Raw genomic sequence first — 26,510 nt, forward strand, 5'->3', positions numbered from 1 at the left:
ACTCCTTCGGCGTAGAGCCCCAAGAACGGCCCTGAAGCCGGCGTTCGAACGCCGATCCACCCCGGCCACCCAAAGCTTGCCGCACTCCGGGCAATCGGCCCGGCCTGCGCCGCTGAGTTCGGCCGCCACTCGCTTCCGCAGTCGGCGTTCCACCCGCCACTGCCCGGCACGACACGCCGTCGAGCAGAACACCGCATCGGGCCGCGCCGTCGGCCTCAGCCGATCACCGCAGCCCCTGGACTTCCGCTCCCCGGCCGGCTCGGTGCCTTGCGACACCAAGCCGGACCAGGACTCCGGGCTACCCAAAGTAGCGAACGGACACAGCCGTTCAGGCCACGGCGGGCGCCGCGTCGAGAATCGCGTCGATCTCGGCCAGTTCCCCGGGGGTCGGTACCCACTGCCCGGCGGCGGCATTGGCGCGCACCTGCTCGGCGCTGGTCGCCCCGGCGATGACCGAGCCGCAGCCGGGCCGTGCGGCGAGCGCGCCCACGCCGATCTCGAGGACGCTCCGGCCGTGCGCCTCGCCCCAGGCTGCGAGGCGCTCGACCGTGTCGAGGCCGGCCTCGGTCACCCGCTCGGGCCGCGATGCCAGGCGCGAGCCTGCGGGCACGCCCGTGGCACGGCGCACCTTCCCGGTCAGCATGCCGTTGGCGAGCGGGAAGTACGGCAGCACACCGAGGCCGTAGTGCAGCGCCGCAGGCACCACCTCCCGCTCCGCGCCACGTTCGAGCAGCGACCACTCGTTCTGGGCCGAGACGAACGGGACGGCCCCGATCTCCCGGGCGACGTGCGCGGCCTCGGCGATCTGCCAGCCGGTGAAGTTGGAGTGCCCGATGTAGCGCACCTTGCCTTCACGCACCAGCTCGCTGAGCGCGGCCAGCGTCTCGGCGATCGGGGTGTGCGGGTCAGGGGTGTGCAGCTGGTAGAGGTCGATGTGGTCGGTCTGCAGGCGTCGCAGCGACTCCTCGACCGCGCGCCGGACGTAGGCCCGACCGCCCTTCGCCCCGGCCGCGGGCCCGTACCCCATGTCCGCCTGCTGATGGCCGAACTTGGTGGCCAGCACGACCTCGTCGCGCCGCCCCTTCAACGCCTGGCCGAGCAGCGTCTCGGAGCCGCCCCCGCCGCCGTACATGTCGGCCGTGTCGAAGAGCGTCACCCCGGCGTCGAGTGCCGCGTCGACCACCGCGAGTGTCTGCGCCGCGTCGAGACGTCCGCCGAAGTTGTTGCAGCCGAGTCCGACCACGGAGACGAGGAGTCCGCTGTTGCCGAGCGTTCTGTATTCCATCGGGTCACTCTAGTTCCGGCACGACAACAAGACCGGCAGGCATGCCACTTGGTCACACTCGCGTGAACCCGTGGCTCCGCTCCACCTTCGCCACGTGCAGCGTGTAGCTCTGGTACCACTCGGCCCGCCCGCGCTTCTGCGCCGCGCGGTGTTCGGCGTTGGACTGCCACTCCGTGAGGGCGTCGGCGTCGCGGAAGTAGGCGACGGTGATGGCCAGCCCGCCGGGATTCTGTGCGTAGTCCATCCCCAGGTACCCGGGGATGTCCTTCACCAGGTCTTCCAGGCGTGCGTTGGTCTCGCTGTAGCCGCTCTGGTCCTCGGTTCGCACTGCACTGAAGACAGCCGCGTAGTAAGGGGGTTCATAGGCCTGGACGGGCGCAACAGGCGCTTCGGAGTGATTGCTCATGGCGCCACCGTATGGCGGGACGCGCCCGATGATCCAGGGTCTTTCCTGAACGGTGTACATAAGGGATCGAGCTCTTGACCAAAGCTGTCCGAGCTCCCCTCCAGCTCCCGGAAGCGGCCACGAGCCCGCCCAGCGTGTGCAGGAGTGCCCGTCGTCCTGGCCGTGTGCGGTATGCATGTGACGTATGTTCAGCGACTCTGAGGACGTCTCGGTCCGGGGCCCAGCTGGGGGAACAGCCTTGAGTCTCCAGTGACTGGAGACGGCAGAGTGGGGGACATGGACGCTACGGCCCTCTACTCGATCGGGGAGCTCTCCCGGCGGACCGGCCTGCCCGTGAGGACCATCCGGTTCTACTCCGATGCGGGGGTGGTAGCGCCGACCACCCGAAGTCCCGCCGGTTACCGGCTCTACGACCTCGACGCACTGCTTCGCCTGGAACTCCTCCGCACACTGCGCGAGCTGGGCGTGGACCTGGCCACGGTCCAACGGGTACTGGACCGCGAGCTCTCGGTGGCGGAGGTCGCCGCGGCGCACGCCGACGCCGTGGACGTCCAGATCCGGATGCTGCAACTGCGCCGGAGCGTTCTGCGAGTCGTGGCCGGACGCGGGTCCGATCCCGAGGAGACCAAGCTCATGCACAGGCTCACGCAGTTGTCCGACGAGGAACGCCGGCGTCTGATCGACGATTTCATCGATGGCACCTTCGGCACGGTGGATGCCGAACCGGCCGTGGTGGCCATGGTCCGCGCGGCCACTCCCGACCTCCCCGATGATCCGTCCAGCGAGCAGGTCGCCGCGTGGGTGGAGCTCGCCGAGCTGATCGGCGACGAGGACTTCCGGGCCCGGATCCGCCGGACGGCCGTGCACCAGGCCGCCGGGCGCACGCTCGACATCGAGAGCGAGGCCGGCGAGGAACTGATGGAGTTCACCCGTCAGAAGGTGGCGGAGGCCCGGGAGTCGGGCATCGACCCGCTCGGCGACAGGGCGGCACCCGTCATCGACGACCTCGTGCACCGCTTCGCCGAGGTGTTCGCGCGCACCCCTGACGCGGAGTTCCGGGACTGGATGGCCCGGCAGTTCGAAGAGGCGCACGATCCCCGGGTGGACCGGTACTGGCGGCTGGTGTGGATCGTCAACGGCTGGCAGGTGGTACCGGACCTGCTCCCGGTGTACCCCTGGCTCATCCAGGCCCTGCGCAATGACCGCGACGCGTAGTCACCGCGGTGTAGGCCGCCCCGGACCGTGGCGCCCGGCCGCCGGGTTCGCGCCCACGAGTCCTACGACCGTGTCGGCCACACCACCGCCTGGGCGACGATGACCCGCTCACCGTTGAAAGTGACCGCAGGGCCTTCGTGCAGTTCGTAGCCGAGAGCCAGCGCTTCGCTCACACGGTGGCAGAACGCGGCGTCGTCCGGGCCGGTCAGGACTCGGTAGATCGGCAATCCGTCCGGTGGTGTACTCATGAAGAGAAAGATCTCATGCGCACCCGCCCACCGAGCCAAGCGACCGGCATTCCCAGGGCCGATCGCTCCCAAGGTCGATCGCTCCCAAGGTCGTAAGGCGAACGCTGGCCGATGCGGCACCGGCCCGGCGCGAACGCCCTCATCGGACCCACCTTGCCGATCACGGGGGCGGCATCCAACTCGCCTGCGGGGACTGCTCCGAACCGGGGCTTGCCCGGAACGGGACCGGACTGCCGCCGCTACGATCGGGCTCAGGCCGATGCCCCTGCGAAAGCGGACTTGGTACTTGCTCATAGGTTTGCGGTCCGGTGAGCGGAGGACGGCTCGGCACGCTTCGTGGTTCCTGGCATCGCCGTACACACCGCCTCAGGAGGCGCTCGATGACCGTCCCGAATGAGATAGCCCGGCCCACCCCGCCTGCGAACTCGGCCACTGACCACGCCTCCGCCACCCTGCTGGGGCGGCTGGCCGGTGAACTCAGCAGCCGGGCCTCGAAGACGGTCGTCTACGGCGAGCCCGTCACCGCCGAGGGCGTCACCGTCATCCCGGTCGCCGAGGTCGGCATCGGCTTCGGCTTCGGTGGTGCTGCGGGACGCGAGGCCGGCGCCGCCGGGGCCGGTGAAGGCGTAGGGGGCGGGGGAGTTACGGCCAAGCCCCGTGGCTTCATCGAGATCAAGAACGGCGCGGCCACGTACAGGTCGATCCGCAAGCCCTGGCTGGACGTCGCCGTACCGATCGCCGCTCTCCTGGCGGGCGCCGCCGTTCCACTGGTCGCACGCCGCCTCACCAAGCGCCGCCTTGGGTGAGCAGGCCGTCTCTGTCGACCATGCCGGGCTGATCCGATGACGAGGACGGTGAACGGCCGGGGCGTCCTTGCCCGGGCCGTTCACCGCTCAACTCTCCTTCTCCCGTGCTCCGGTGGCGGGAGGCCGAGTGTTTCCCGAAGCCGTTACGAGGCGTTGGGCAGCTGGGCCTGCGCGTCGGCCAGGGTCCTCTGCGGGACGCCGATCAGCACCTGCGGGGAGCCGATGTCCCCGCTCGGGCAGAAGCGGGCGTCCTTGAAGACCGGGATGGGCAGAGCCAGGACTCCCTCGTTGCGGACCATGACGAGGAGGTTGCCGGTGGTGCAGCTCGCGTTCGGGGCGACCGGCGGGGCGGAGAGCCAGGTGACGGGCTGGTAGACCGAGTGCCCGACCTGCACCACCGTGCCGTGCTCCCGGTCGGTGGAGAAGATGCCGTCGCCCAGGACACCGGTGGTCAGCTTGGTGAACTCAGCGGTCGTGTGGTCGGTCCGCAGATCGGCGGGCCCGTACATCACGCAGTCCTGCCTTGAGGTGTTGGTGAGCTTGATGACACCGGTCCACCGGCCATCGGCACTCTCGTGCAGGCCGACCATCTTGGCCGCGATGTCGCTCTCCAGCTCCGAGTTGCCGCACAGCGCGACGTCATCACCACCCGACCTCGGCGCCGCTGCGGCGGCACTGGCAGGGCCGCTGAAGGCGGTGAGGGTGAGCACGGTGGTCGCGGCGAGAGCGGCGGCGGTGAAGAGACGGCGGTGAGCCGACATGGTGAACCCCCTGTGTTTCCCGGCCTGTTGGTCACAAGCGGCCGGTTTTGCGGTTGCTGGCACCCCTCTACACGTAGCTCCGGCCCCGCCGGTCGCGCCTGTTACAGTCCTGTGACGGACGGTTGTGCCGTGGCCTCGGCGCCGCGCCCCTGGCAGCGCCGGGCGTGCCCTGGTGCGGCCGCTACGCCGCAGGCACCAGGTTGCCGCGTTCGAGGGCCTCGCACAGGACGGAAGCGATCTCCTCGGGCAGCAGGTTCAGCGCCTCGATGGCCTCGGCGGTGAGGGGGACCTCTTCGAGGATGTACTCGCCGCGGTCGTCCCGCTGGAACTCGGGACCGCTCCTGTCGTCGAAGTTCCAAGTGCTGATCCGGGCGAGGTAGAAGAACTCCTTCTCCCCCTTGGCATTCTCCATCTCGTGGAGCAGGCGCACGATCTCGGCGTCGCCGGCGATCTCCTCGCGGACCTCTCGCAGCAGCGCGTCCTCCCGGGTCGCGTCGCTCTCCTCGACACCGCCACCGACGATCACCCAGTACGGCTCGATGCCCGGCCGGATGCGTTTGATCACGAGCGTGGTGCCGTCCGGGGTGATCAGGACGGCGCGGACGCGCTGCTTCGTGGGGTTGGTCTCTCTCTGCGGTTTGGCGGGACGGGGTGGTTCGTGGAGTGCCTGGTCGGCGTAGGTGATGACGGTGGTAACCACGAGGCCGGTGATGCCGTCTCGTCGGCGTACTCGGGTCGATTGTGGTTCTACTCAGAGCTCGTGTGTGACACATGACGTCCGCTATCGAAAGCATGATTGAGGAACCGTCAACAAACACTCGGATGGCGGTCTTTCCTGTACTGGAAAGCGAGGGGCCTTGACCCTGCGGTTGCCGAGTCGGGAGCATCGGACGAGGTGGTGAAGCGACCGAGGAGGGGCAACAGTGGCGCTTGAGAAGCTGGTGAGCGACTGCCGGGAGGGGCCATGCCCCACGCTGTGGCGTACGGAGGATGGGCGGTACATCGTCCAGGGCTACAAGGTGCTCGACCCTGCGCGGCTGGCCCAGATCGGCCTGCCGGAGAACGAAACGGCCGTGGAAGTCACGGCGGAACTCCTGGAAGGGTTCTTCGGTGCTGCTCGCGGGTGACGACTTCAACCGGCTGTTTCAGACCTTCGAGTCGTCCGCGTTCAAGATGGAGACCAAGGACCGTTACGACGTCGATGGCGAGCGTGACGTGTTCCGATCGTTCCTCGAAGGCGGAGAGATGCCCGAGGACTGGGAAGACAGCCCCTGGGTCCGGTCGATGACGGATACCGGTAAAACTCTGCAGAGGGTCCACATCATTTGCTCTCCCCTGAGTGACTACCTTCGGTTTGAACTCGGATGGGGTTACGTCGGGAACTCCCGTGCCGGTGAGGACATCCGAATCATCGACCTTGCAGGCCGGGAGATCAGCGGTCTTCCGGACCATGACTTCTGGCTCTTCGACGACTCCCGGGTCTATCGAATGCATTATGGCGTGGATGACGAATTCCTGGGGGCAGAGTCTCTGGGGGCGGAAGCCTTGCCGCAGTACCGGGCCTACCGGGATACATCGTGGAAGTACGCTATGCCGTATGCCGAATACTGGCAGCAGTAAAACTTGACCGCGAACGACAATCGTGAACTAGGGAAAGCCCTGCGGGCGCTTCGGGTGGCATCGGGAGTCACCGGTGAAGCCGTCGCCCGCAGGGCTTCCATGTCTGCGGGAAAGCTCAGCAAGATCGAGAACGGCCGGACATTGCCGACTGTCACTGACGTAGAGCTGATCCTGACCGCTCTCGGGGTTTCCGAGGGCGCCAAGGCTGAGTTCCTGGCGCAGGCCAGGGCGGCAGCCACGGAGGCGACGGCATGGCGCGTGCTGCGCCGCATGGGGCCTTGGAAGCATCAGCAGGCCATCAAGGCCATCGAAGTCCAGACGGCCAGGCTGAGACTCTTCCAGGGGCAGCTGATTCCCGGACTTCTTCAGACTCCGGAATACGTGGCGGCTGTTTTCTCTCTGGTCCCCGGGCAGTCGGTTGACTCCAAATCCAAAGCTGTGGCCGCTCGACTGGAGCGGCAGGTCGCCCTATACCAGACTGGCAAGGAATTTCACTTCCTGATCTGTGAGCATGTGCTGCGGTGGCTTATCTGTGATCGACTGGTCATGGCGGTGCAGCTCGACCGGCTGGTTTCACTCTCCCGTCTGCCCAATGTGAGCATCGGCGTACTTCCGCTCGCGCGTAGGATGCCGGACTTCCCGATGACGTGCTTCAGTCTCTATGACGATCGTATGGTGATCGTGGAAACTTTCCACTCCGAGATCACGACGAGAGACCCGAGGGACATAGAGACCTATGTCGGCACCTTCGACCAGTTTGCCTCGGTGGCTGTCCATGGCGATGAGGCGCGCAGTCTGATCGAGAACATTCGGGACGAGTTCTTGCAGTAGCAGGAAAGTTGGTGGATTGTGCTCCCCGTCGTCTTTAGCTTGGTCTCTGTCCCACCCGGGCTGCGGAAAGCCGGGTGGGCGGCCCGGCAAGAGGTAGGACAGGCAGCGGAAGCATTCTCTGCCTGAAGTGACGACCTGGAGGTACGCCATGCCCGCGTGGATCCTGTACAACGACCCCAAGCACGGCGGGGGAACCGGCTCCGGTACCGGCGGCAGCCAGCAGGACGACAGCAGCAGCGGCAACAAGCACGGCGGTGCCGGCAGTGACGAGGGCGGTAACACGTCCGACGGCCAGGGCCCGGCGACGGGCCGCTGAGTGAGCACCGAGGACATGGCGGAGGCCGGCCGTACACGGCTGGCCTCCGCGCTCATCGCCAACGGCTCGCTGTCCTCTGACTGGCTGGGGGCGTACAACGCCGTCCCGCGCCACCTGTTCGTGCCGGACACCGTTTGGCCCGGTATGGCAGATGGCGTTCGGCAGGGCGAGGCCGTCAGCCGGAAGAAGGACTCCTACGCCTGGTGGAACGCCGTCTACACCGATGTCCCGCTGACAACGCAGTGGGACGACGGCGAGCACGCAGGAGCCGGACGGGGTGCCATGCCGAGCTCGTCCAACTCCATGCCGACGATGGTGTTTTCGATGCTCAAGGCACTTGAAGTGCGCGGCGGCGAACGGGTGTTGGAGATCGGCACGGGCACCGGTTGGAACGCCGCTCTTCTCTCCCATCGGCTCGGTTCGGGCAACGTCGTGACCGTGGAGGTGGACGCGAGCAGCGCGGCCGAAGCCCAACGTCGTCTTGCCCGCGCGGCTTACGCTCCGCTGCCGATCGTCGCGGACGGCGCGGACGGCTATGCCAAGGGCGCGCCGTACGACCGGGTCATCGCCACGTGCTCCGTCCGGGACATCCCGCACGCCTGGGTGGAGCAGACGCGGCCCGGCGGCGTGATCCTCGCACCGTGGGGGCCGGAGTACGGCGGAGAGGCACTTGTCCGCCTCACGGCCGGGGGAGACGGCACCGCGAGCGGCCACTTCGTGACCTCGTCCGCCTTTATGCGGTTGCGCCGGCAACGCGCCGACCGGCCGAGCAGTCTGGCCTATCTCTCCGGGCCCTGGCCGGCGGACGGGACGAGGTCGTCAACCGGGCTCTCACCGGAGGAAATCGGCGGATGGCTCGCCATGTTCGCCATCGGGGTGCAGGTGCCCGAGGCCTTCCCGCTGACCGAGCGGTACGCGGACGGCTCGTACACGCTCTGGCTCCATGACAGCGCCGTCACCTCCTGGGCCACGGCGGACTGGGAACCCGGCCGGGACGAGTACGAGATCGTGCAGTCCGGGCCCCGCCGGCTGTGGGATGCCGTGGCCGAGGCCTGGACGTGGTGGGACGACCAGGGCCGTCCCGGCTTCGACCGGTTCGGCCTGACCGTGACGGCGGACGGACAGACGGTCTGGCTGGACAGCCCGGACAAGCCCGTGCCCCAACACCGCTGAAAGCCGGGGAGTGAGCGCTCCGCCGTGCGCGCCCCTACGACGCACACGGCGGAGCACCACCGCCCGTCCGTACATCCGCAGCTACCGCGTCCGGCCCACCCCGGATGCCCGGGGCTCACCGGACCCGCAGGCTGGTGCCGTCCTGTGACCGGCCGGTGAGACGAGGTGGCCCGATGGGCAGTGTGGCCGAGCAGATGGTGGAGGTACTCCGGCAGGCCGGGGTGGAGCGGGTCTACGGCGTGGTGGGTGACAGTCTCAATCCGGTGGTGGACGCCATCCGCCGGGCTCCGGACGTGCACTGGGTGCATGTCCGCAACGAGGAGGCGGGGGCCTTCGCGGCGGCGGCCGAGGCGGAGCTCACCGGCAGGATCGCGGTCTGCGCGGGTTCCTGCGGGCCCGGCAACACCCATCTGATCCAGGGGCTCTACGACGCCCAGCGCAGCGGCGTCCCGGTACTGGCGCTGGCCTCGCACATCCCCTCGGGGCAGATCGGCACCGGGTTCTTCCAGGAGACCCACCCGGAGCGGGTGTTCACCGACTGCAGCAGCTTCTGCGAGATGGTCGGCACCCCGGCTCAACTCCCGCGCCTGCTGCGGGTCGCGGTGCAGCACGCGATCGGTGCGCGAGGCGTCTCGGTGCTGGCCTTCCCCGGCGACGTCGCCGCCCTGCCCGCCGCCGGGCCGACCGGTACCAGCCACTTCCTCGCCGAGCAGGCCGTCGCCGCGCCGCCCTGGTCCCAGGTGCAGGCCCTGGCCACGGCGCTCAACTCGGCGGAGCGGGTGACCCTCTTCTGCGGGGCGGGGGTCAGGGACGCCCACGCCGGGGTGATGGAACTCGCCGGGAAGCTCAACTCCCCGATCGGGCACTCGCTGCGCGGCAAGGAGTGGATCCAGTACGACAATCCGTACGACGTCGGGATGAGCGGACTGCTCGGCTACGGGGCCTGCCACGATGCCCTGTACCAGGCCGATCTGGTGCTGCTGCTGGGTACCGACTTCCCGTACGACACCTTCCTGCCGCAGTCCCGCACCATCCAGGTCGACCACGACGCGACCCGGCTCGGGCGCCGCACCCCGCTCGAACTCGCGGTCCACGGCGATGTCTCGGCCACCCTGCGGGCGGTGATGCCGCTGCTGGAGCAGAAACGGGACCGCCGCTTCCTCGACGACACGCTGGCCAAGCACTGCAAGGTACTTGAGGACGTGATCGGCGCCTACACCAGGAAGATCGAGAACCAGGTGCCGATCCATCCCGAGTACGTCGCCGCCGTACTGGACGAACTGGCCGCCGACGACGCGGTGTTCACGGTCGACACCGGTATGTGCAACGTCTGGGCGGCCCGCTATCTGACGCCCAACGGCCGCCGCCGGGTGATCGGTTCCTTCCTGCACGGCTCGATGGCCAACGCGCTGCCGCACGCGATCGGCGCCCAACTCGCCTTCCCCGGGCGGCAGGTGATCTCGATGTCCGGTGACGGCGGAATCGGCATGCTGCTCGGCGAACTCCTCACCGTCGCCAAGCACCGGCTGCCGGTCAAGACCGTGGTCTTCAACAACGGCGCGCTCGGCATGATCAAGCTGGAGATGCTGGTCTCCGGTTACCCCGAGTGGGAGATCGACAACGGCGACGTGGACTACGCGGCCATCGCCCGCGCGATGGGCATCGAGGCGAAGCGGGTGACCGAGCCGGCCCGGGTGCGGGAGGTGCTGGCCGAGGCCCTGGAGCAGCCCGGTCCGGTGGTGGTGGACGTGGTCACCGACCCCAACGCGCTCTCCATCCCGCCGCGCATCACCGCCGCCCAGCTCAAGGGCTTCGCCCTGGCCGCGGGCAGGACCGTGCTGGCCGGAGGGGTCGGCAAGATGATCGACCTGGCGCGCAGCAACCTGCGCAACATCCCCCGGCCGTGAGACCGACCGACGGGCGACGCCGCGGGCCCTGTCGCCGGTCGGTCCGAGCGCGGACCAGCGCCCCGCGCTCCCTGGACTCCCCTGTGGTCCAGGGCAGGCGGGATCGGCTGCCGTCCGGCGCGAGAGTGGGGGCGGGCGGCCGGCGGTGTCTCTCCCGCCCCTTGGCTGAGATCCTGGCAGCCGCGCCGGGCCGGTGCCATGGGACGAACTTCCTACTGCGGCGGGCGCCGCCTCCGGGCCGGGGTGCGGTGCCCGCGCGGCCCCTTCTCACCCGCGCGGCGTCTTCACTCGCGCGGCCCCTTCTCACCCGCGCGGCCGCTTCTCATCCGCGCGGCCTCTTCTCACCCGCGCGGCGCCTTCACTCGCGTGGAGTAAGCGCACGGGCGGGAACCCGCTCGGGAAAGTAACCAGGAAGGGGGGAACCGCCGTCTTCGACCACCGGAGCCCGTGATGACCCGCACCCCGCGAACCCGCTCCAGCACCCCTGGACTGGCCGCCCCCCAGGGCGGGGGCCAGTCCCAGACCGTCGATCGCCCCAGTCCGCACCCCGGCGTGGTCTGGTTCCGCGCCCTGATCGCCGCGGGCTTCGCGGTGCTCGCCGCGCTGGCTCTGACCATCCTCATCCGCGGCTTCCTCGGCCTCGACGCCTTCGAGAGCCCCAGTGCCGCACACGAGGGCGATGATCCCAACACCGGTGCGCTGAGTGCCGGCGTCTTCGTCGCCACCCTGCTCGCCGTGGTCGTACTGCAGGTGGTCCAGCGGGTGTCCGAGCGCCCTGCCCAGGTCTTCCTGGGCGTCCTGGCCGCGGCCTACGTCGCTTTCCTGCTCGTCACGCTCTTCAGTGACCTGACGCCCTCGCAGAAGTCCGGTCAGCTCCTGGTCGGCCTGGCTCTCGCGGTCATCATCGCGATGCTGGCGGGATGGGCCGCCAAGGCGCCTGACTGACCTCCCCGGCCCGCCCCGCGGGTGGCCCGTGCCCGGCCTTCAGACCAGGCCCATCCGGCGGGCCACGAGCCCGGCGGAGACCTTGTTGTCGGTGCCGAGTTTCCGGTAGATCCGTTCCAGGTGGCGTTTGACCGTGTGCGGGGAGATGGCCAGCCGGCGGCCGATGGACGCGGCCGTGAGGCCTTCGGCGAGCAGGCTCAGCACGGTCACTTCGCGCGGTGTCAGCCCGTGCTCCACGGCCCGCTGCACCGTACTGACGGCACCGGCCGCCGCGGCGGCGTCGCGCAGCTGCCGCAGCCTGTGCTGCTGGCGGTCCGCGCTGCTCAGCAGTGGCTGGATCCGCTCGGCCATGGTGAGCAGGCGCGGGCCGAAGTCGCCGCCCCGGCGGCTGAGGACGACGGTCCGGACGGTGTTCCGGGTGGTGGTCAGCGGCAGGCCGAGCTGCTGGGTGGTGCCGAACGCCTGGTAGGCCTGGTCGTAGCAGGCCGAGCCGCGCCACCGGTCGCAGATCTGGGCCACCGTCACCGGACGGAACCCGCCGCCGCCGAGGTACCCGACCAGGGGGTGCTGCTGCTGGACCTGCCGCTCGACGTGCTCGCTGATCTCCGTTCCGATCCGCTTCGGCGCCCATCCATCGGTCCGGGCCGTCCGGTCGGCCCAGTGCATCTCGGTGATGCTCACGGTGCTGCTGGCGAAGACGTCGAGCAGGTGCTCCGCGAGCAGGTTCCACAGGTCCTCCGGCTCGTCGGTCTCCAGAACCGCGACGACCAGATCGAGTACCCGCCCGTATTCCAGGGTGTCCGACTTCGTCATGGCCCCAGCATCGCCTTCCGGACGGGCGGTCGTCGATGCCGCACCCTGGGTGAGTTTTGCCTCCTAGGCAAAATTCTTGCCTGAGAGGCATGGCGGGTGTGAACTGGACGCATGAGTGCGGACCAGGAGGTCGAGGGCCTCGCCGCCAGGCTCCGGGAGCGCCGGCTGAACAGTCGGCACACGCTCGAAGCGGCGGCGGCCCGGGTGGGCCTCTCCCCAGCGTATCTGTCGCGCCTGGAGACCGGGCAGCGGCAGCCCTCGCTGCCGGTGCTGCTCGGGCTGGCCCGGGCGTACGGCACGACGGTGGCCGGGCTGCTCGGCGAGCTGCCGGGCGAGCCGGACCCGGTGATCAGGGGCGGCGAGATCGGGCCCGGCCGGGCCGGCGGCTGGGGCTACCGGCGGGCTGGTGCCCCGGGGCGGGCGATGCAGGCGCTGCGCGTCCAGGTGCCCCCGGGTCTGCAGGACGCGGTGGTCCGGGTGCACCCCGGCGAGGAGTGGCTGTACATCCTGCGGGGGCGGCTGCGGCTGACCCTCGGCGAGCAGGACCACCTGCTGGAGGAGGGCGACTCCGCGCACTACGACTCGTTCACCCCGCACCGCATCGCGGCCGACTCCGCCAACGGTGTCGAGCTGCTCTTCATGCACACCCTGTTGCAGAGCCCGGGCGGCGAACTCTGCCTGGGCGGGGGCCACTGAGCTCCCAGGGTCCCGGTTTTTCCCAAGTAGGCCTCTGAAGGGAGACCCATCATGGCCAAGCAACCGATCGACGCCGCTGCGGTCCCGAACCGCGGTATCTGGGTACGCATAGTCCTCTACACCGTGGCGGGTCACGTGTTCGCGGGGTTCCTCTTCCTGCTCTTCGAGCTCGGCAACCGGAGGTAGCAGCCGGCCGGTCCGAGACCGGCCGGCGACGGCTCTCGCCGGCCGGTCTAGGGCGCGTCAACTCGCGGCGCGGACAGGCCGATCAGCGTGCACAGCGCGTCCAGCGCGGCCGGGAAGGCGTGCTCCGGCGGGGTGCCGTACCCGATCACCAGCGACGAGGGTGCGTCGGGTACGGGCTCGGCGGCCGGGGTGCGGCACTCCGACATGGTCTGCAGCGAAAGTCCCAGCCAGGCCGCCTGACGGCGGAGTTCGTCCTCGCTGAGCGAGCCCGGGGGCAGTCGCAGGACCGCGTGGAGCCCGGCCGCGATGCCGGTGACCTCGACGTCCGGGGCCCGTTCGGCCAGGGTGCGCACCAACTGGTCGCGCCGGCGCCGGTAGTGCAGCCGGCAGCGGCGGATGTGCCGGTCGAAGCCGCCCGAGGTGATCAGCTCGGCGAGGGCCAGCTGTTCCAGGACGCCGGACTGGTTGTCGGCCAACTCCTTCTCCCTGAGCACCGGTTCGAGCAGCTCCCCGGGCAGTGCCAGCCAGCCGAGGCGCAGTCCCGGCACCAGGCTCTTGCTGGTGGTGCCCGCGTACACCACCCGCTCCGGGTCCAGCGCCTGCATCGCGCCGACCGGCTGCCGGTCGTAGCGGAACTCGCCGTCGTAGTCGTCCTCGATGATGATCCCGCCGGTCTCCCTGGCCCAGGCGACGGCTGCGGCCCGGCGTGCGGCCCGCAGCGGCACGCCGGTCGGGAACTGGTGCGCCGAGGTGAGCACCACCGCACCCGCACCGGAGCCGGTCAGCAGATCGGTGCGCGCGCCGTCCTGGTCCAGCGGCAGGGCCACGGTCTCCAGGCCGGACGCCGTGATCACCTGCAACTGCGGCGGCAGCCCGTACTCCTCCACCGCGACCGCCCGTACGCCGCGCCCGCGCAGCGCGCCGCAGAGCAGACCGAGGCCCTGGGTGTAGCCCGCGCAGATCAGGATCCGCTCGGGGTCGGTGCGCACCCCGCGGGCCCGGGCCAGGTACTCCGCGAGGGCGCGGCGCAGCTCGATCCGCCCGCGCCGGTCGGTGTAGCCGAACGCCTCGTTGGGCGCGGCGGTCAGGGCCCGGCGGGAGGCCGCCAGCCAGGCGGACCGGGGGAACGTCGAGAGGTCGGGGCGGCCCGGCATCAGGTCGTAGCGGACCGAGGCGCGGCGCGGCCGGGTGGTCGGCGCGGTGGGCTCGGACGGCGTGCCGCGTTCGGCCACCACGGTGCCGGAGCCCTGCCGGGAGGCCAGCCAGCCCTCGGCGGCAAGCTGGGCGTAGGCCTCCGCGACGGTGTTCCTGGCGATACCGAGGTCGCCCGACAGGGCCCGCGAGGACGGCAGCCGGGTGCCGGGAGCCAGGCGGCCGTCGCGGACCGCGGCGCGCAGCGCGTCCTCCAGGGCCGCGCGCAGACCGAGCCCGCGCGACCGCCCGGCGGTCAGGTCGAGGTGCAGGTCGCCACCGAAAGTGGCCCAGGAATCCATGCTCCAAATGAACCACATGAGGGGGACACCCTCTGCCTACGGTGGTCGCATGACGACGAACCAGGATGCCTACGTCCCCGCCCCGCTCCAGCGGCTCTCGCTCCCGAAGCACGCTCCCGAGTTCTACCGCGCCATGATCGACCTGGACCGGGCCGCCTCCGCCGGGCTTGACCCGGTCATCGCCGAGCTGGTCAAGACGTACGCCTCGGTGATCAACGGCTGCGCCTTCTGCCTGGACATGCACACCACCGACGCCCGCAAGATCGGCGAGCAGGACCACCGGCTGCTCAGCCTCCCGGCCTGGCGCGAGACCCCGTGGTTCACCGCCCGCGAGCGGGCCGCCCTCGCCCTGACCGAGGCGGTCACCAAGGTCACCGAGGGCCATGTGCCGGACGCGGTCTTCGAGGAGGCGGCCAAGCTCTTCGACGAGAAGGAGCTGGCCCAGCTGCTCGCGATGATCATCACCATCAACTCGTGGAACCGCATCGCCATCTCCACCCGCCTCAGCCCGGCCCCCAGGGAGGCGTGAGCAGGGCCCTTCCGGGGGCGGGGCGAGCACGTGGAGCCCGCCCCGCCCCCGGAGGGGTTCTGCCGTTCAGGGCCGATTTCCGCCAGTCCACTGCTGCGTCTCACCGACAGGCTGTCACCATGACCACTCAGTACGACAAGGCCAAGCTCTTCACCGACCTGCACAGCCCCGGCAAGCCCCTGGTGCTGGCCAACGTCTGGGACGCCGCGAGCGCCCGACTGGTCGCCGCCGCCGGCGCACCGGCGATCGCCAGCGCCAGCGCCAGCGTCTGCTGGACGCTCGGCGCCCGCGACGGCGGCGGCCTCGACCGGGACCGGGCGCTGGCCCAGACCGCCCTGATCACCGGCGCGGTGGACCTGCCGGTCACGGCCGACCTGGAGAGCGGCTTCGCCGAGACCGCCGCCGGGGTGGGCGAGACCGTCACCGCCCTGCTGGCGACCGGCGCGGTCGGCGTCAACCTGGAGGACGGCCTGGACGGCGGGGCCCGCGAGCTGCGCCCGGTCGCGGAGGCGGCCGAGCGGATCGCCGCCGCCCGCGCCGCCGCCGACGCCGTGGGCGTAGCGCTGTTCGTCAACGCCAGGACGGACGTCTTCCTGCGCGGTGTCGGTGAGCCCGAGAGCCGCCTGGACGCCGCCCTCGCCCGGGGCCTGGCCTACGTCGAGGCGGGTGCGAACGGCGTGTTCGTCCCCGGCACGGCCGACCCGGCGGTGATCGCCGCGCTCGCCGAGGCCCTGCCGGTCCCGCTCAACGTGTCCGGCTCCGCCACGACCCCGAACGTCGCCGAGCTCGCCGCCCTGGGCGTCGGCCGGATCAGCCTCGGCCCCGGCCTCGCCGAGGTCGCGTACGCGGCGGTGCGGCGGGCCGCCCACGAGGCCTACGCCGAGGGCACCTTCGGCTCTCTCGCGGACGGCCTCACCTATCCGGAACTCAACGGTCTGTTCCGGAGCTGACCGGGAATCAGTAGCTGGGCCGCCCGGTCGCGGCCGCACCGGCGTCACGGGGCGCCGGTCACCGCGGCCGGGAAGGCCGGCAGCCGACAGGGGTGCGGGGCCCCGCCTGGACCAGGCGGAGCCCCGCACCCCTGTCGGCTGCCGCGGGCCGGTCAGCTGCGGCGGGCGCGGCGCCTGAGGCCGAACAGTGCCACGGTTCCGGCGGCGATCAGGGCGAGCGCGCCGGCGACCAGGCCGGTGCTGTTGCCGCCACCGCCCGTGGAGGCCAGCGAGGCCTCGGTGGTGGCCGGAGTGGCGGGGGTGGTCGGTGCGTCGCTGCTCCGCGGAACGGTGGCATCGACCACGGAGGCCTTGACGGGGGCGGTGGAGCTGCCGGTGTCGCCGGTGGTGGTCGTGCCGGCCGCGTCGTCGGCCGAGTCCGCCGGGCCGCCGGCGGGCGCCTTCGGGGTGGTGGACGTCTTGGTGGGCGCGGGCTCGGTGGCGGGCTTGGAGGACGCGTCGGTCGGGGCGGTGCTGGAGGTGGAGCCGGTGGACGGCTGCTCGGAGGGCGCGGGCTGCTCGGTGTCCGGCAGGGCGGGCAGCTCGGCCTTGCCGCTGGTCGGGCTGATGTCGCCATCCGCGCCCGCGTAGGCGAAAACGGCGCCGTACTTGATCGTCTTGGCCAGGTCGGCGGGCGCCTTGATGCGCAGGTCGAAGGAGCGGGACTGGCCGTCCGCGAGCGGGCCGTCGAGGGCGGCGGAGTTGACGTAGGCGGACGGGTCGCAGCCGCCGTGGGTCGGGAGCACGGCCGCCTGGCCGTCGTGCATCCACTCGATGGTGCCGGTCTTGGTGCCGATCACGCCGAGCTGGGTGAAGAAGGCCGGGACGGGCGTCACGTGCTGGTAGCCGGCACCGGTGTTGTTGGTCTCGGTGAGCCGGTACTCCCAGACCGCGGTGTCCCCCTCCACGTGGAGCGGCTTGGTGGAGCTCAGGGTCAGCGTGGGCGAGCCCTGGTGGACCGGGGCGTCGGCGACCGGGGACTCGCCCGGCAGCTTCACCACCGAGTCGTCCGCGCAGGGGATGACGGTGCTGCGGGCGGCGAACGCCGGAGTGGCGGCGGTGCCGACCACGGCGAGCACCAGGGCGGCGGCAGCGGCGGACTTCTTGGCGAGCGAGGCAGGGCGCCGGACGGTCATGGTGATTCCCCCTGGGATGTCGAAGTGGTCATGCTGTGGTGACGCGTCCCCCTGCACCGTTCTCTTCCCCCGGGCCAGTCCGTCGCGCAAGGAAAAGACTGCCAGCTGATCATCCGTAAGTAGTACGCCTACCGTCACCAAAACGTCACAAGCATCGCGGGTCCTCCACGGAAGGGGCGTTCCGTCGTCGCAGGTTCAGGGGGTCGTCGGCGACATGAGCCCAACTCCGCCCAGAGGAAGGCGACTTCGGCCGGACCGGGTACAAGCCGCCTTCCCCTGGGCGAGGTTTCCTCAGCGCCGCAGCCGCACCCGCAGCTCACGGACGCTGTTGCTGACGAAGGAGGCGATCGGCTCCGGCTCCGGTCCGTCCGCGAGCGAGAGGCCGGGGAAGCGTTCGAACAGGCCGCGCAGCGCGGTCTCCGCCTCCAGCCGGGCCAGGCCCGAGCCGAGGCAGAAGTGCGGGCCGTGGCCGAGCGAGAGGTGCCGGGCGGGCCGGCGGGAGAGGTCGAAGCGGTCGGCGTCGGGGTAGTGGGTCCCGTCCCGTCCGACGGCGGCGTACGAGGCGAGCATCGCCTCCCCGCGCCGGATCAGCGCACCGCCGGCGGAGGGGCCCCCGCCCACCTCGATGTCCTCGATCGCGTACCGAAGCGGGAACTGCCCCACCGGGGAGTCGTACCGCAGCGTCTCCTCGACCACCGCCGACCACGAGTACGTCCCGTCCAGCACCTGCCGCAGCTGCTCCGGGTGGGCGAGCAGCGCGCGCACCGCGTTGGTGATCAGGTTGAGCGTGGTCTCGTGCCCGGCGACCAGCATCAGCAGCAGGGTGCCGACCAACTCCTGTTCGCTGAGCCGGTCGTCGTCCTCGCGGGCGGCGATCAGGTCGCTGGTCAGGTCGTCGCCCGGCTCGGCCCGCTTGGCCTCGGCCAGCGAGGCCAGCAGCGCGAACAGCGAGGCCCGCGCGGCGACGGCGGCCTCCGGCGTGGCCGAGCTGCTCACCAGGGTGTCGGACAGGGCGTGCAGTTCGTCCTGCTGCTTCGGCGGCAGGCCGAGCAGCTGGCCGATCACCTGCATCGGCAGCGGGTAGGCGAAGTGCTCGCGCAGGTCGAAGTCGCCCTCCAGCAGGGCGACGTCGTCGAGCAGCCGCGCGGTCAGCCGCTCGATCCCGGGCTGCAGCGCGCTGACCCGGCGCGGGGTGAAGGCCTGGCTGACCAGGCCGCGCAGCCGCCGGTGGTTCTCACCGTCGGCGGTGACCATCCCGGGCACGGTGACGAAGTTGAGCAGCGGCCAGCCCTGGGGCAGGCGGTTCTCCCTGAAGGTGTCCCAGAGCTGCGGGTCCTTGCCGACCCGGGGGTCGGCGAGCAGCTGCTGCAGGGTGTCGTGGTGGGTTATCGCCCAGACCACCACCCCGCCAGGGAGTTCCACCAGGACCGCCGGCCCCGACTCTCTGAGCCGGGCGTTCTCGGCGTGCTGGTCGCGCCCGAAGGGGTCGAGCCGGACGGGTGCGGTGCGGGTGTCGGGGGTGTCCATACGGGCCTCTCTGGGGCGGGGGTACGCGGCGGGGTGAAGGCGCTGTAGAGCACCGGCAGGGACACCAGTGCTCGTGACCACGGCGACGGCCGCCAGGCCAGTTCGTGGGCGGGTACGGCGAGTTGGAGGTCGGGAAGCCGGTGTACCAGAGTCTCCACGGCGGTCTCCACGATCAGCCGGGCCGGGTGCTGGGCCGGGCAGACGTGCCGCCCCGCACCCCAGGCCAGGTGGGCGCGGTTGCCGCCGACCCCCTCGGAGCTCTGGACGGCCGGGTCGGCGTTGGCGCCGGCGATGCCGAGGACCAGCATGTCGCCCTCGCTGATGTACTGGCCGCCGAGGACGGTGTCGCCGGTGGCCCAGCGGCCGGGGAAGTTCTGGGTGGGCGGGTCGCGCCAGAGCACCTCGTCCAGGGCGTCCGAGACGGTCAGCCGGCCGCCCGCGAGGGTCGCCCGGAAACGGCGGTCGGTGAGCAGCAGGCGCAGGGTGTTGCCGGTCCAGTTGATGGTGGTCTCGTTGCCCGCGACCAGGATCACCACCAGGTGGTGCACCGCCTCCTCGTCGCTCAGCCCGGCCTCGTGCGCCAGCAGCCAGGAGGTGAGGTCGGCTCCCGGTGCGGTCCGGCAGCGGCGGACCAGGTCGACCAGGATGGCCTGGAACTCGGCGTTCGCCCGGACCGACTCCTTGCTGCTGTCCACGAAGTGGCTGATCAGTTCGATCAGGTGCGGTCCGGCCTCGGCGGGCAGGCCGAGCAGCTGGGTGAAGACCAGCAGCGGCAGCCGGCGCGCGTACTGGGCGATCAGGTCGGCGGTGCCGTCCGGACCCCAGCCGTCGATCAGGGAGTTGGCGGCGTTCTCGGTCAGCTGCCGCAGCTGCCGGTGGTCGATCCGGGCCAGGGTGTCGGAGACCGCGCCGCTGAGACGCTGGTGGTCGGCCCCGTCCAGGTTGAGCAGGGTGGGCCGCCAGGCGGTCATCGGCAGCAGCCGCGAGTCGGGTCTGAGCCTGCCCTCCCGGGGGATCCGCCAGCGGCGCGAGTCCTTGGAGAACAGCTTCTCGTTGCGGGTGAGTTCGAGCAGTTCGGCGTAGCCCAGCACCAGCCACGCCTCCACCCCGGGTTCCAGCTCGATCGGGGCGACCGGGCCGTGCTCGGCCCGCATCCTGGCGTACAGGCCGTGCGGGTCCTCCGCGACCGCGGCACCGTACAGCGGTGCGGTGCCGAGGCTCTCGTGCATCGGGCAGCCCGGTGGCGGGAGCCGGTGGTCGCCGGCGGCCCGCCCGCTCGTCGCCGGCTGCCGGACCGCGCCGTCGGGCGGGGGAATCGTCATGGCTGGAGCTCCAGGACCGCGGTGGAGTGCAGGTGGTCGACGAAGTCGATCAGGACGTCGTAGGCGGCCCGGCGGTCCCGGGCGTCGCACTTGAGCACCGGCACCTCGGGCAGCAGGTCGAGCGAGGAGCGCAGCTCCTCGTCGGGATAGTCCGGTGTGTCGGGGAAGGTGTTGACGGCGACGGCGAACGGGATCCGCTGCTCCTCCAGCCGCCCGAGCACATCGAAGCTCTCCTCGATCCGCCGGGCGTCGACCAGCGCGATGGCGCCGAGCGCGCCGCGCGAGAGGTCGTCCCACAGCGGCCAGAACCGCTGCTGTCCGGGAGTGCCGAAGAGGTAGAGGGCGAGCCTCGGGTTGAGTGTGATCCGGCCGAAGTCCAGGGCGACCGTGGTGGTGGTCTTCTCGGGGCGGCCGGTGAGGTCGTCCACGTCCGCGCCGGCGGCGGTCATGGTCTCCTCGGTGCGCAGCGGGGTGATCTCGCTCAGCGAGCCGACCAGGGTGGTCTTGCCCACCCCGAACGGACCGGTGACCAGGATCTTCACCGCACCCTGCACGGTGGACGGAAGGTAGACCGGCTCAGCGGAGTTGGCGGAGGCCAACGAGCACCTCTTCCAGAAGGGTTGCGGGCAGGCGTGCGGCCTGCCGTACGGGTGGGACTGCGGGGGGCAGGACCTGGACGGCGCCGAGGTCCCAGAGGTCGCCGATCAGCACCTTGACCACGGCGAGCGGCAGGCCGAGGTGGGCGGCGACCTCGGCGACCGAGAGCAGCTCCCGGCAGAGCGCCAGGATGCGCCGGTGCTCGCGGTTCAGCCCGGGCTGCTGCTCCAGGAGTTCGTCGATCCGGACGGCCGGGTCCACGCTGACCAGGCTCTCCAGCGCCAGCTCCGCCAGCTCCTGGACGCGCCCGCTCGGCCGGCTGCGGCCGCCCGTGATCACATACGGCCGGACCGGGCCGTTCAACGCGGCTCCCCGGCGGCCGCCTCCACTCGGGGCGGGCTGGTCAGGTGGGTTCCGATCCGCTCGACCAGCATCTGCATCTGGTACGCCACCAGGCCGGCGTCCACGGCCTCGCCGGTCACCACGGCCAGGTGCGCGCCGGCCCCGGCGGCCACGATGAACAGGTAGCCGCCGCCGTACTCGATGACGATCTGCCGGGTGCTGCTCTGCTGTCCGCCGAAGCCCTGCGCCACTCCGCGGGCCAGCGACTGGAGTCCGGAGCAGGCGGCGGCCAGCCGCTCGGCGTCGTCGCGGGCGATCCGCTCGCTGCGGCCGATCTCCAGACCGTCGTTGGACACCACGACGGCGTGCTGCACCTCGGGAACGCTGATGATGTCGGCCAGCAGCCAGCCGAGGTCAGGAGTGGTGGTCATGGAACTCTCCGAAGTGCCGGGGGGATTGGGGGGGAAATTGGGAGAAGGGCGAAGGGGAGGGGGAGGGGGAAGCGGGGAGGTCTTCGGGCAGCGGCCGGCCCCGGGCCGCCGAGCGGCCGTTGGCGGTACCGGCCTGGAAGAGGGACATGAAGGTCTGCGCGTCGCGGGCGGAACGCGGCGGTACGGGCAGCTCGACGGTCGTCTCGTCCGGAGCGTCGTCCGGAGCGTCGTCCGGAGCGTCGGTGGGCGCGGGGGCGGCGTGCCGGCGGTTCGCCCGGCGGGGCAGGCCGCCGGGGGTGGGCGGCAGCGCGGGTGCGTGCTCCTCGGGGGAGGGCCGCTGCTGCTCGGGGACCCGCTCCACCGGCGGCGGGTAGCCGGTGCCGGGCCTCACCGGGTGCTCGAACTCCTCCGCGCCCCGCCCGGTCGCGGACTTGGGCAGCGGTTCGGTGAGCAGCGGGGTCGGCAGCAGCACCACCACCCGCACCCCGCCGTACGGCGAGGGCGCGGAGGAGAGGGTGACCCTGAAGCCGTACTGCTCGGCGAGCCGGCCGACCGCGGCGAGTCCCAGCTGCGGGACCTCGCCGAGCCGGGAGACCTCCATGGCGCTGCCGCCCGAGAGTGCGACGGCGGCCTTCGCCACGGCGTGCTCGGGCATGCCGACCCCGGCGTCGTCGATCTCGATCACCGCGCCGTTGTGCACCGGCATCAGGGTGACGTGGACCTGGGTGCTGGGCGGGGAGTACCTGGTGGCGTTGTCGAGGAGTTCGGCGACGGCGTGGATCAGCGCCTCGGCGGCGGCGCCGACCACGGCGGTCTCGATCCGGCTGCGGATCACCACCCGCTGGAACGGCAGGATCCGGGACTGGGCGCCGCGCACCACGTCCTCCAGCGCGACCGGTTCGGGCCAGTGCCGTCCGGCCCGGGCACCGCAGAGCACGGCCAGGGTCTGTGCCAGGCGGGCCTGTTGGGCGGCGGCGTGGTCGGCCTTGAGCAGTCCCTCCAGCAGGGCGGGGTCGTCGTGCCGGCGCTCCATCTCGTCCAGGCCCGCCTGCTGGTCGTGGGCCATCACCAGGATGCGCCGGGCGACGCTGAGGAAGGCCCGGCGGGTGGAGGCGTTGAGCTCCTGCTCGTGCTCGATGGCGGCGTGCTCGCTGCTGCGCAGGGCGGCTTCGTCCTCCAGCCGGGCGCGCAGGGCGGCGAACTCCTGCTCCTGGACGTCCAGTCTGGCCTTCAGAGTGCGGCTGACCGCGCGGTACCGGGCGGCGGCCAGGAGGAAGAAGACGGCGAGCACGCCGGCAGCCGAACCGCACCACTGAGTCATCGTCACGCGGGGATTCTAGGGGGATGATCCTACGTATGTATGAACGTATCTGACGTTCAGTGACCTGATCACGACATTTCTGCTGTAGGACGGCTTGTTCAGGGTCGAAGTTTTTCGATTCGGACCATGGTTCACCTGGTGTAAACCTCAAATCCGGTTACAGTTCGGCAATTTCAGGTAGGGGCGCGGAGGTGTTCGGAGCGGGGAGTCCGCGCTCCCGGGCGCCGGCCCGGACGCTTACGGCTCCAAGCGCCTGCGCTTCCGGCCGCCGGCTCAGCTGCCCGCACCCAGGCGGCGGACGACGACCACCGTCCGGTCGTCGGCGACGTTGCGGGCGACGGTCCGCAGCAGCTCCGCCGCCGGATCGCCCGGCCCGCCGTACCGGAGCAGCGGCGTGGCCGCCTCCAGCAGCCGTCCGATGCCCTGGTCGATGTCCTCTCCGGGCACCTCCACCAGGCCGTCGCTGTAGAGCAGCAGCGAGTCCCCGTGCGCGAGCCGTCCGGCCGCCGGGGGGTAGTGCGTCCCCGCGAAGATCCCCAGCGCGGGCCCGCTCTCCCCGCGCAGCTCCCAACTCCCGCCGTGCGCACGGTGGTAGTGCCCGGCCGGCGGGTGTCCGGCGGTGAACAGCCGGTAGCGCCCGGTCGAGGGGGCGAGCGCGAGGTGGACGGCGGTGGCGAACTCGTCCTCCCAGTCACTGCGCGCCAGGTAGTCGTTGGCGCGGGGCAGGAAGGCCTCGGGCGGCACCGAGCCGAGCAGTATCGCGAACGCGCCGGACAGGTGCATCGACCGTGCGGCCGCCCGGCTGCCCTTGCCCGAGACGTCCACCAGGACCACCTCCAGCAGGTCCCGCTCGGGCCGCTGCGAGGTGAGCAGGAAGTCGCCGGCGAAGAAGACGCCGCTGACCGGGGAGATGGCCCGGTGGAAGCGCCAGTCCAGCAGCCGCTCCGGGAGACGGCCGAGGTCCCGGGTGCGCTCGGCGAGCTCCAGCAGCATGGTGTCGCCCCGGGTGCCGCGCAGTCCGAGCCGGCTGCGGTGGCGGGACATCAGCAGCCCGATCATCGCCGCGACCACCACCATCAGGGCCGAACCGGTCCGCACCCCGATGGGGGCACGCAGCATCCAGTCGGCGATCAGCCCGAGTCCGACCGGGATCAGCAGCAGCAGCTGCAGCCGGATGTGCAGGACGAAGCCGCCGACCAGCAGCGGCAGCATCAGCGCCGAGGGCGGGCAGTCGTCGGGCGCGACGATCGCCAGCAGGGTGAGGAGCACACTGGAGACGGCCAGCAGGGCGAGGGCGATCCGCTCCGCGCTCGGGTCGCCGTCCAGCAGCCGGCTCAGCCAGCGTCCGTAGGGGCCGCGCCGCACTGCTCCGGCGAGCCGTCGTGCCATCGTGGTGACTGCGGGCACGAGGACCTCCGCCGAGACTCGGGCCAGTCCGCTGACCAGCCGTAGGCTCAGGTCAATCTAGCGTCGCGGGCCCCGATCCACGTGAATGCCGCGTCGGGCGCACCCGGCGTCCGTCCGGCCGGGCCGCCGGTCCGGTGCCGGCGTCCGTCCCTACTGGCCGTCGCTCTCCCCGTACGGCTCCTGGGCGCGGACGGGGACCGGCCGCAGCGAACGCAGGCCCCGGGCGATCGCGAAGGCGCGCCGCAGGGTGTCGGCCAGGCCGTCGCCGAGAACGGGGCGGGCGGTCGTCGCGACGCCCGCGGCCGTGCCGCGCTGTCCCGGGATGAGACCGGTACCGGGACGGGTGGTCCGCGTGGTCTGCGTCATGCCGCCCTCCTCCTCGTGATCGTGCCCTGGGGCGACATGCCCCGTGTCCCTGGGCAGCCGGGCGCCGCTGACGGTTCGTGGGCCGCCCGGATGGTACCTACCCAGGCCGGACTCCGGTGCGGCCGGTGCTCTGCGACGGTTGGGTCTCGAATTCCACCCGGATCCGTATCGGGACGGCCGGATCCGCCCGGTCCGGTGCCCCTGTCCGACACGGGCCGTCGGCCGGACTCCCCCGCCGGCGAACTGCCCTGAGGGTCCGTCCCGTCCAGCCACCCTGGGCCCTGGGGAGCACATCCGTCAAGCCGGTGCCCCGCCTTCCTGAAGCCGTCTTCAGGGTGCCGGCCAGGCCCGCAGACCCTCGGTCAGCACGCGGACCAGCCGCTGCCGGGTCACCGTCAGGTCCTCGGCCAGTTGGAAGGCCCCGCCGGTGCAGAGCGAGGCGAAGCCGTGGGCCATCGAGCGCACCGTACGCGCCGCGTGGATCGCCTCCGGGCCTTCGAGTCCGTAACCGCGCAGCACCGCCAGGATCACCCCGACCAGCCGGCCGGCCGCGTACCGCAGCTCCTCGTCCTCCTGCGGGGCCTGCGGCAGCGCGGCGTACCGGCGCGGGTGGCGGCCCGCGTAGTCCAGGTAGGCCGCCATCAGCGCCTCGACGGCCTCGTCCCGGCTGCGCCCCAGCACCGCCGTGGCCAGCTGCTCGGCGAGCTCCTCGGTGATCCGGACGGCGATCAGCCGGCGCAGCTCGGCCAGACCGCCGCTGACGTGCTTGTAGAGGGACGGGGTGGCGACGCCCGCGCGGGTGGCGACGGCGGCCAGGGTGAGGGCCTCGGGGCCCTCCTCGTCGATCAGTTCGAGGGCATGGCCCACGACGGCGGCGGGGGTGAGTCCGACCCTGGGCATCAGGCGACCTCGTGCAGGAAGGGGAGCAGGGCGTCGGCGGTGGCCTCGGGGAACTCGGCCATCGGGTAGTGCCCGGCACCGCCGATCATCACCTTACGGCCCTTCAGCGCGGCGGCCTGCCGGTCGGCGAGCGCGGCCGGGTCGGGGAAGTCGACGTCCTTGCCGCCCATGATCACCAGGGCCGGGCAGCGCACCGTCGCCGCCGCTCCGAGGGCGATGGAGTCACCGGTCAGCTGGCCCCGGGTGGCGGCCTTCCGGCCGGGGGTGCGCAGCGCCGCCACCAGCCGAGCCCGGTGATTCTCGAAGTCGGCGGGCCTGCGCGAGGGGTAGTAGTACCGCTGGGCGGAGCCCCAGACGCCGGGGAAGGTCAGTACCAGCGGGGCCAGCGCCTTCATCAGCGCCCGCTGCAGGGCGTTCGGCGAGTGCTCCAGGAAGGCGGCGGTCACCGCGACCCCGGCGACCCGCTCGGGGGCGGCGGCCGCGGCCTTGACCACGGTGGCGCAGGTGTACGAGTGGCCGACCAGGACGGCCCGCGCGATGTCCAGGTGGTCCAGCAGGGCGAGCACGTCCTGCGCGACCGCATCGGGGGAGTAGTCGTCCCAGGCGATCGAGGACTCGCCGAAGCCGCGCAGGTCCATGGAGATCACCCGGTGGCCGGCCGCGGTGAGCAGCGGACGCAGGAACCGGTACAGGGTGCGGGACTCGAGTATCCCGGGGAGCAGCACCACGGTGGCGCCGCCGGTGGCCGCGCCGCTGTCGTCGAACGCGATCCGGCCGCCGGGGACGTCGAGGAACCGGGTGTCGGGCTGCTGGGTGCTGGACATGTCCTGCCTCCGCTGTCTTTCGTGGCTGCTTCCTGTAGCCATAAAGCTAAGGCTATTAGCCTTAGCCGTCAAGGGGTCCTCGGGGCGAGGTCTTCGGGGTCGGTTCCCGGGCTGAGGC

General features: G+C 71.4%; 30 protein-coding genes. 13 read left to right on the forward strand and 17 right to left on the reverse strand.

Annotation, left to right across the window (positions count from 1 at the left end; all coding sequences use genetic code 11):
- Positions 1 to 328: 328 nt before the first annotated feature.
- Positions 329 to 1,285, reverse strand: a complete 957-nt coding sequence (locus ACSMTC_RS20475) for an aldo/keto reductase (RefSeq protein ID WP_436561157.1) — start codon at positions 1,283 to 1,285, stop codon at positions 329 to 331.
- A 52-nt stretch (positions 1,286 to 1,337) separates the two neighbouring features.
- Entirely contained in the window at positions 1,338 to 1,691 is a 354-nt protein-coding gene (locus ACSMTC_RS20480; protein WP_436561158.1) for an antibiotic biosynthesis monooxygenase family protein, read from the reverse strand.
- 276 nt (positions 1,692 to 1,967) lie between these two features.
- Between ACSMTC_RS20480 and ACSMTC_RS20485 the strand changes: the two genes are divergently transcribed.
- Positions 1,968 to 2,906 carry a helix-turn-helix domain-containing protein gene (locus tag ACSMTC_RS20485; RefSeq protein ID WP_436561159.1) on the forward strand — a complete coding sequence of 313 codons (939 nt, stop codon included), beginning with the start codon at positions 1,968 to 1,970 and terminating at the stop codon, positions 2,904 to 2,906.
- A 62-nt stretch (positions 2,907 to 2,968) separates the two neighbouring features.
- On the opposite strand, the gene ACSMTC_RS20490 is transcribed toward ACSMTC_RS20485, so the two are convergent.
- The gene (locus tag ACSMTC_RS20490) at positions 2,969 to 3,154 is read right to left on the reverse strand and encodes a DUF1737 domain-containing protein (protein WP_436561160.1); all 186 of its coding nucleotides are present in this window, start codon (positions 3,152 to 3,154) and stop codon (positions 2,969 to 2,971) included.
- Positions 3,155 to 3,534: 380 nt separating this feature from the next.
- On the opposite strand from ACSMTC_RS20490, the gene ACSMTC_RS20495 reads away from it, so the two are divergent.
- Complete coding sequence (locus tag ACSMTC_RS20495; RefSeq protein ID WP_436561161.1) at positions 3,535 to 3,960, forward strand: spore germination protein GerW family protein; 426 nt, start codon at positions 3,535 to 3,537, stop codon at positions 3,958 to 3,960.
- 143 nt (positions 3,961 to 4,103) lie between these two features.
- On the opposite strand, the gene ACSMTC_RS20500 is transcribed toward ACSMTC_RS20495, so the two are convergent.
- Together ACSMTC_RS20500 and ACSMTC_RS20505 are read right to left on the reverse strand one after the other, a co-directional pair.
- A complete protein-coding gene (locus ACSMTC_RS20500) occupies positions 4,104 to 4,721 on the reverse strand; it encodes a hypothetical protein (RefSeq protein WP_436561162.1) in 618 nt (205 codons plus the stop codon).
- Positions 4,722 to 4,902: 181 nt separating this feature from the next.
- Positions 4,903 to 5,421, reverse strand: coding sequence for an NUDIX hydrolase (locus ACSMTC_RS20505; RefSeq protein ID WP_436561163.1), 519 nt, complete (start codon positions 5,419 to 5,421; stop codon positions 4,903 to 4,905).
- A gap of 223 nt (positions 5,422 to 5,644) precedes the next feature.
- Here ACSMTC_RS20505 and ACSMTC_RS20510 point away from each other — a divergent pair, with 223 nt between their 5' ends.
- The 7 genes from ACSMTC_RS20510 (at position 5,645) to ACSMTC_RS20540 (ending at position 11,513) form a co-directional block, all read left to right on the forward strand.
- Positions 5,645 to 5,848 (forward strand): hypothetical protein, encoded by a 204-nt coding sequence (locus ACSMTC_RS20510; protein ID WP_436561164.1) that lies wholly within the window; start codon positions 5,645 to 5,647, stop codon positions 5,846 to 5,848.
- The gene (locus tag ACSMTC_RS20515) at positions 5,832 to 6,341 is read left to right on the forward strand and encodes a DUF6879 family protein (protein WP_436561165.1); all 510 of its coding nucleotides are present in this window, start codon (positions 5,832 to 5,834) and stop codon (positions 6,339 to 6,341) included. The genes ACSMTC_RS20510 and ACSMTC_RS20515 overlap by 17 nt, the downstream gene beginning before the upstream one ends.
- 3 nt (positions 6,342 to 6,344) lie before the next feature.
- Complete coding sequence (locus ACSMTC_RS20520) at positions 6,345 to 7,172, forward strand: helix-turn-helix domain-containing protein (RefSeq protein ID WP_436561166.1); 828 nt, start codon at positions 6,345 to 6,347, stop codon at positions 7,170 to 7,172.
- A 148-nt stretch (positions 7,173 to 7,320) separates the two neighbouring features.
- Positions 7,321 to 7,488 carry a hypothetical protein gene (locus tag ACSMTC_RS20525; protein ID WP_436561167.1) on the forward strand — a complete coding sequence of 56 codons (168 nt, stop codon included), beginning with the start codon at positions 7,321 to 7,323 and terminating at the stop codon, positions 7,486 to 7,488.
- Positions 7,489 to 8,661 carry a methyltransferase domain-containing protein gene (locus tag ACSMTC_RS20530; RefSeq protein ID WP_436561168.1) on the forward strand — a complete coding sequence of 391 codons (1,173 nt, stop codon included), beginning with the start codon at positions 7,489 to 7,491 and terminating at the stop codon, positions 8,659 to 8,661. It abuts the gene before it with no gap.
- A gap of 173 nt (positions 8,662 to 8,834) precedes the next feature.
- Positions 8,835 to 10,568: a pyruvate dehydrogenase gene (locus ACSMTC_RS20535; protein ID WP_436561169.1), complete on the forward strand. Its 1,734-nt coding sequence runs from the start codon at positions 8,835 to 8,837 to the stop codon at positions 10,566 to 10,568.
- Positions 10,569 to 11,018: 450 nt separating this feature from the next.
- Positions 11,019 to 11,513 (forward strand): hypothetical protein, encoded by a 495-nt coding sequence (locus ACSMTC_RS20540; RefSeq protein WP_436561170.1) that lies wholly within the window; start codon positions 11,019 to 11,021, stop codon positions 11,511 to 11,513.
- Between the two features lie 39 nt (positions 11,514 to 11,552).
- On the opposite strand, the gene ACSMTC_RS20545 is transcribed toward ACSMTC_RS20540, so the two are convergent.
- The gene (locus ACSMTC_RS20545) at positions 11,553 to 12,326 is read right to left on the reverse strand and encodes a helix-turn-helix transcriptional regulator (RefSeq protein WP_436561171.1); all 774 of its coding nucleotides are present in this window, start codon (positions 12,324 to 12,326) and stop codon (positions 11,553 to 11,555) included.
- Positions 12,327 to 12,437: 111 nt separating this feature from the next.
- Between ACSMTC_RS20545 and ACSMTC_RS20550 the strand changes: the two genes are divergently transcribed.
- Complete coding sequence (locus ACSMTC_RS20550) at positions 12,438 to 13,022, forward strand: helix-turn-helix domain-containing protein (protein WP_436561172.1); 585 nt, start codon at positions 12,438 to 12,440, stop codon at positions 13,020 to 13,022.
- 51 nt (positions 13,023 to 13,073) lie between these two features.
- Entirely contained in the window at positions 13,074 to 13,208 is a 135-nt protein-coding gene (locus ACSMTC_RS20555; protein ID WP_436561173.1) for a DUF6126 family protein, read from the forward strand.
- 47 nt (positions 13,209 to 13,255) lie between these two features.
- Here the strand turns inward: ACSMTC_RS20555 and pdxR are convergent, their stop codons facing one another.
- Positions 13,256 to 14,701: a MocR-like pyridoxine biosynthesis transcription factor PdxR gene (gene pdxR / locus ACSMTC_RS20560; protein WP_436561174.1), complete on the reverse strand. Its 1,446-nt coding sequence runs from the start codon at positions 14,699 to 14,701 to the stop codon at positions 13,256 to 13,258.
- A gap of 49 nt (positions 14,702 to 14,750) precedes the next feature.
- Here pdxR and ACSMTC_RS20565 point away from each other — a divergent pair, with 49 nt between their 5' ends.
- The gene (locus ACSMTC_RS20565) at positions 14,751 to 15,230 is read left to right on the forward strand and encodes a carboxymuconolactone decarboxylase family protein (RefSeq protein ID WP_436561175.1); all 480 of its coding nucleotides are present in this window, start codon (positions 14,751 to 14,753) and stop codon (positions 15,228 to 15,230) included.
- A gap of 119 nt (positions 15,231 to 15,349) precedes the next feature.
- Positions 15,350 to 16,180 carry an isocitrate lyase/PEP mutase family protein gene (locus ACSMTC_RS20570; RefSeq protein ID WP_436561176.1) on the forward strand — a complete coding sequence of 277 codons (831 nt, stop codon included), beginning with the start codon at positions 15,350 to 15,352 and terminating at the stop codon, positions 16,178 to 16,180.
- 152 nt (positions 16,181 to 16,332) lie between these two features.
- On the opposite strand, the gene ACSMTC_RS20575 is transcribed toward ACSMTC_RS20570, so the two are convergent.
- The 10 genes from ACSMTC_RS20575 to ACSMTC_RS20620 form a co-directional block, all read right to left on the reverse strand.
- On the reverse strand, positions 16,333 to 17,355 hold the full coding sequence (locus tag ACSMTC_RS20575; RefSeq protein WP_436561177.1) for a hypothetical protein: 1,023 nt from the start codon (positions 17,353 to 17,355) through the stop codon (positions 16,333 to 16,335).
- A gap of 291 nt (positions 17,356 to 17,646) precedes the next feature.
- On the reverse strand, positions 17,647 to 18,882 hold the full coding sequence (locus ACSMTC_RS20580; protein ID WP_436561178.1) for a cytochrome P450 family protein: 1,236 nt from the start codon (positions 18,880 to 18,882) through the stop codon (positions 17,647 to 17,649).
- Between the two features lie 1,318 nt (positions 18,883 to 20,200).
- Positions 20,201 to 20,803 (reverse strand): GTP-binding protein, encoded by a 603-nt coding sequence (locus ACSMTC_RS20585; RefSeq protein ID WP_436561179.1) that lies wholly within the window; start codon positions 20,801 to 20,803, stop codon positions 20,201 to 20,203.
- A complete protein-coding gene (locus ACSMTC_RS20590) occupies positions 20,781 to 21,164 on the reverse strand; it encodes a DUF742 domain-containing protein (RefSeq protein ID WP_436561180.1) in 384 nt (127 codons plus the stop codon). Before ACSMTC_RS20590 ends, ACSMTC_RS20585 begins: the two co-directional genes overlap by 23 nt.
- Entirely contained in the window at positions 21,161 to 21,574 is a 414-nt protein-coding gene (locus ACSMTC_RS20595) for a roadblock/LC7 domain-containing protein (protein WP_436561181.1), read from the reverse strand. The genes ACSMTC_RS20590 and ACSMTC_RS20595 overlap by 4 nt, the downstream gene beginning before the upstream one ends.
- A complete protein-coding gene (locus ACSMTC_RS20600; protein WP_436564746.1) occupies positions 21,558 to 22,895 on the reverse strand; it encodes an ATP-binding protein in 1,338 nt (445 codons plus the stop codon). The genes ACSMTC_RS20595 and ACSMTC_RS20600 overlap by 17 nt, the downstream gene beginning before the upstream one ends.
- A gap of 273 nt (positions 22,896 to 23,168) precedes the next feature.
- The gene (locus ACSMTC_RS20605; protein WP_436561182.1) at positions 23,169 to 24,302 is read right to left on the reverse strand and encodes a PP2C family protein-serine/threonine phosphatase; all 1,134 of its coding nucleotides are present in this window, start codon (positions 24,300 to 24,302) and stop codon (positions 23,169 to 23,171) included.
- 150 nt (positions 24,303 to 24,452) lie between these two features.
- Positions 24,453 to 24,668, reverse strand: a complete 216-nt coding sequence (locus ACSMTC_RS20610; protein WP_436561183.1) for a hypothetical protein — start codon at positions 24,666 to 24,668, stop codon at positions 24,453 to 24,455.
- A gap of 330 nt (positions 24,669 to 24,998) precedes the next feature.
- Entirely contained in the window at positions 24,999 to 25,568 is a 570-nt protein-coding gene (locus ACSMTC_RS20615; RefSeq protein ID WP_436561184.1) for a TetR/AcrR family transcriptional regulator, read from the reverse strand.
- Entirely contained in the window at positions 25,568 to 26,392 is an 825-nt protein-coding gene (locus ACSMTC_RS20620; protein WP_436561185.1) for an alpha/beta fold hydrolase, read from the reverse strand. Before ACSMTC_RS20620 ends, ACSMTC_RS20615 begins: the two co-directional genes overlap by 1 nt.
- Positions 26,393 to 26,510 lie beyond the last annotated feature (118 nt).

It is taken from the genome of Kitasatospora sp. HPM-01-4 (assembly GCF_051374625.1).
GTDB lineage: Bacteria > Actinomycetota > Actinomycetes > Streptomycetales > Streptomycetaceae > Kitasatospora.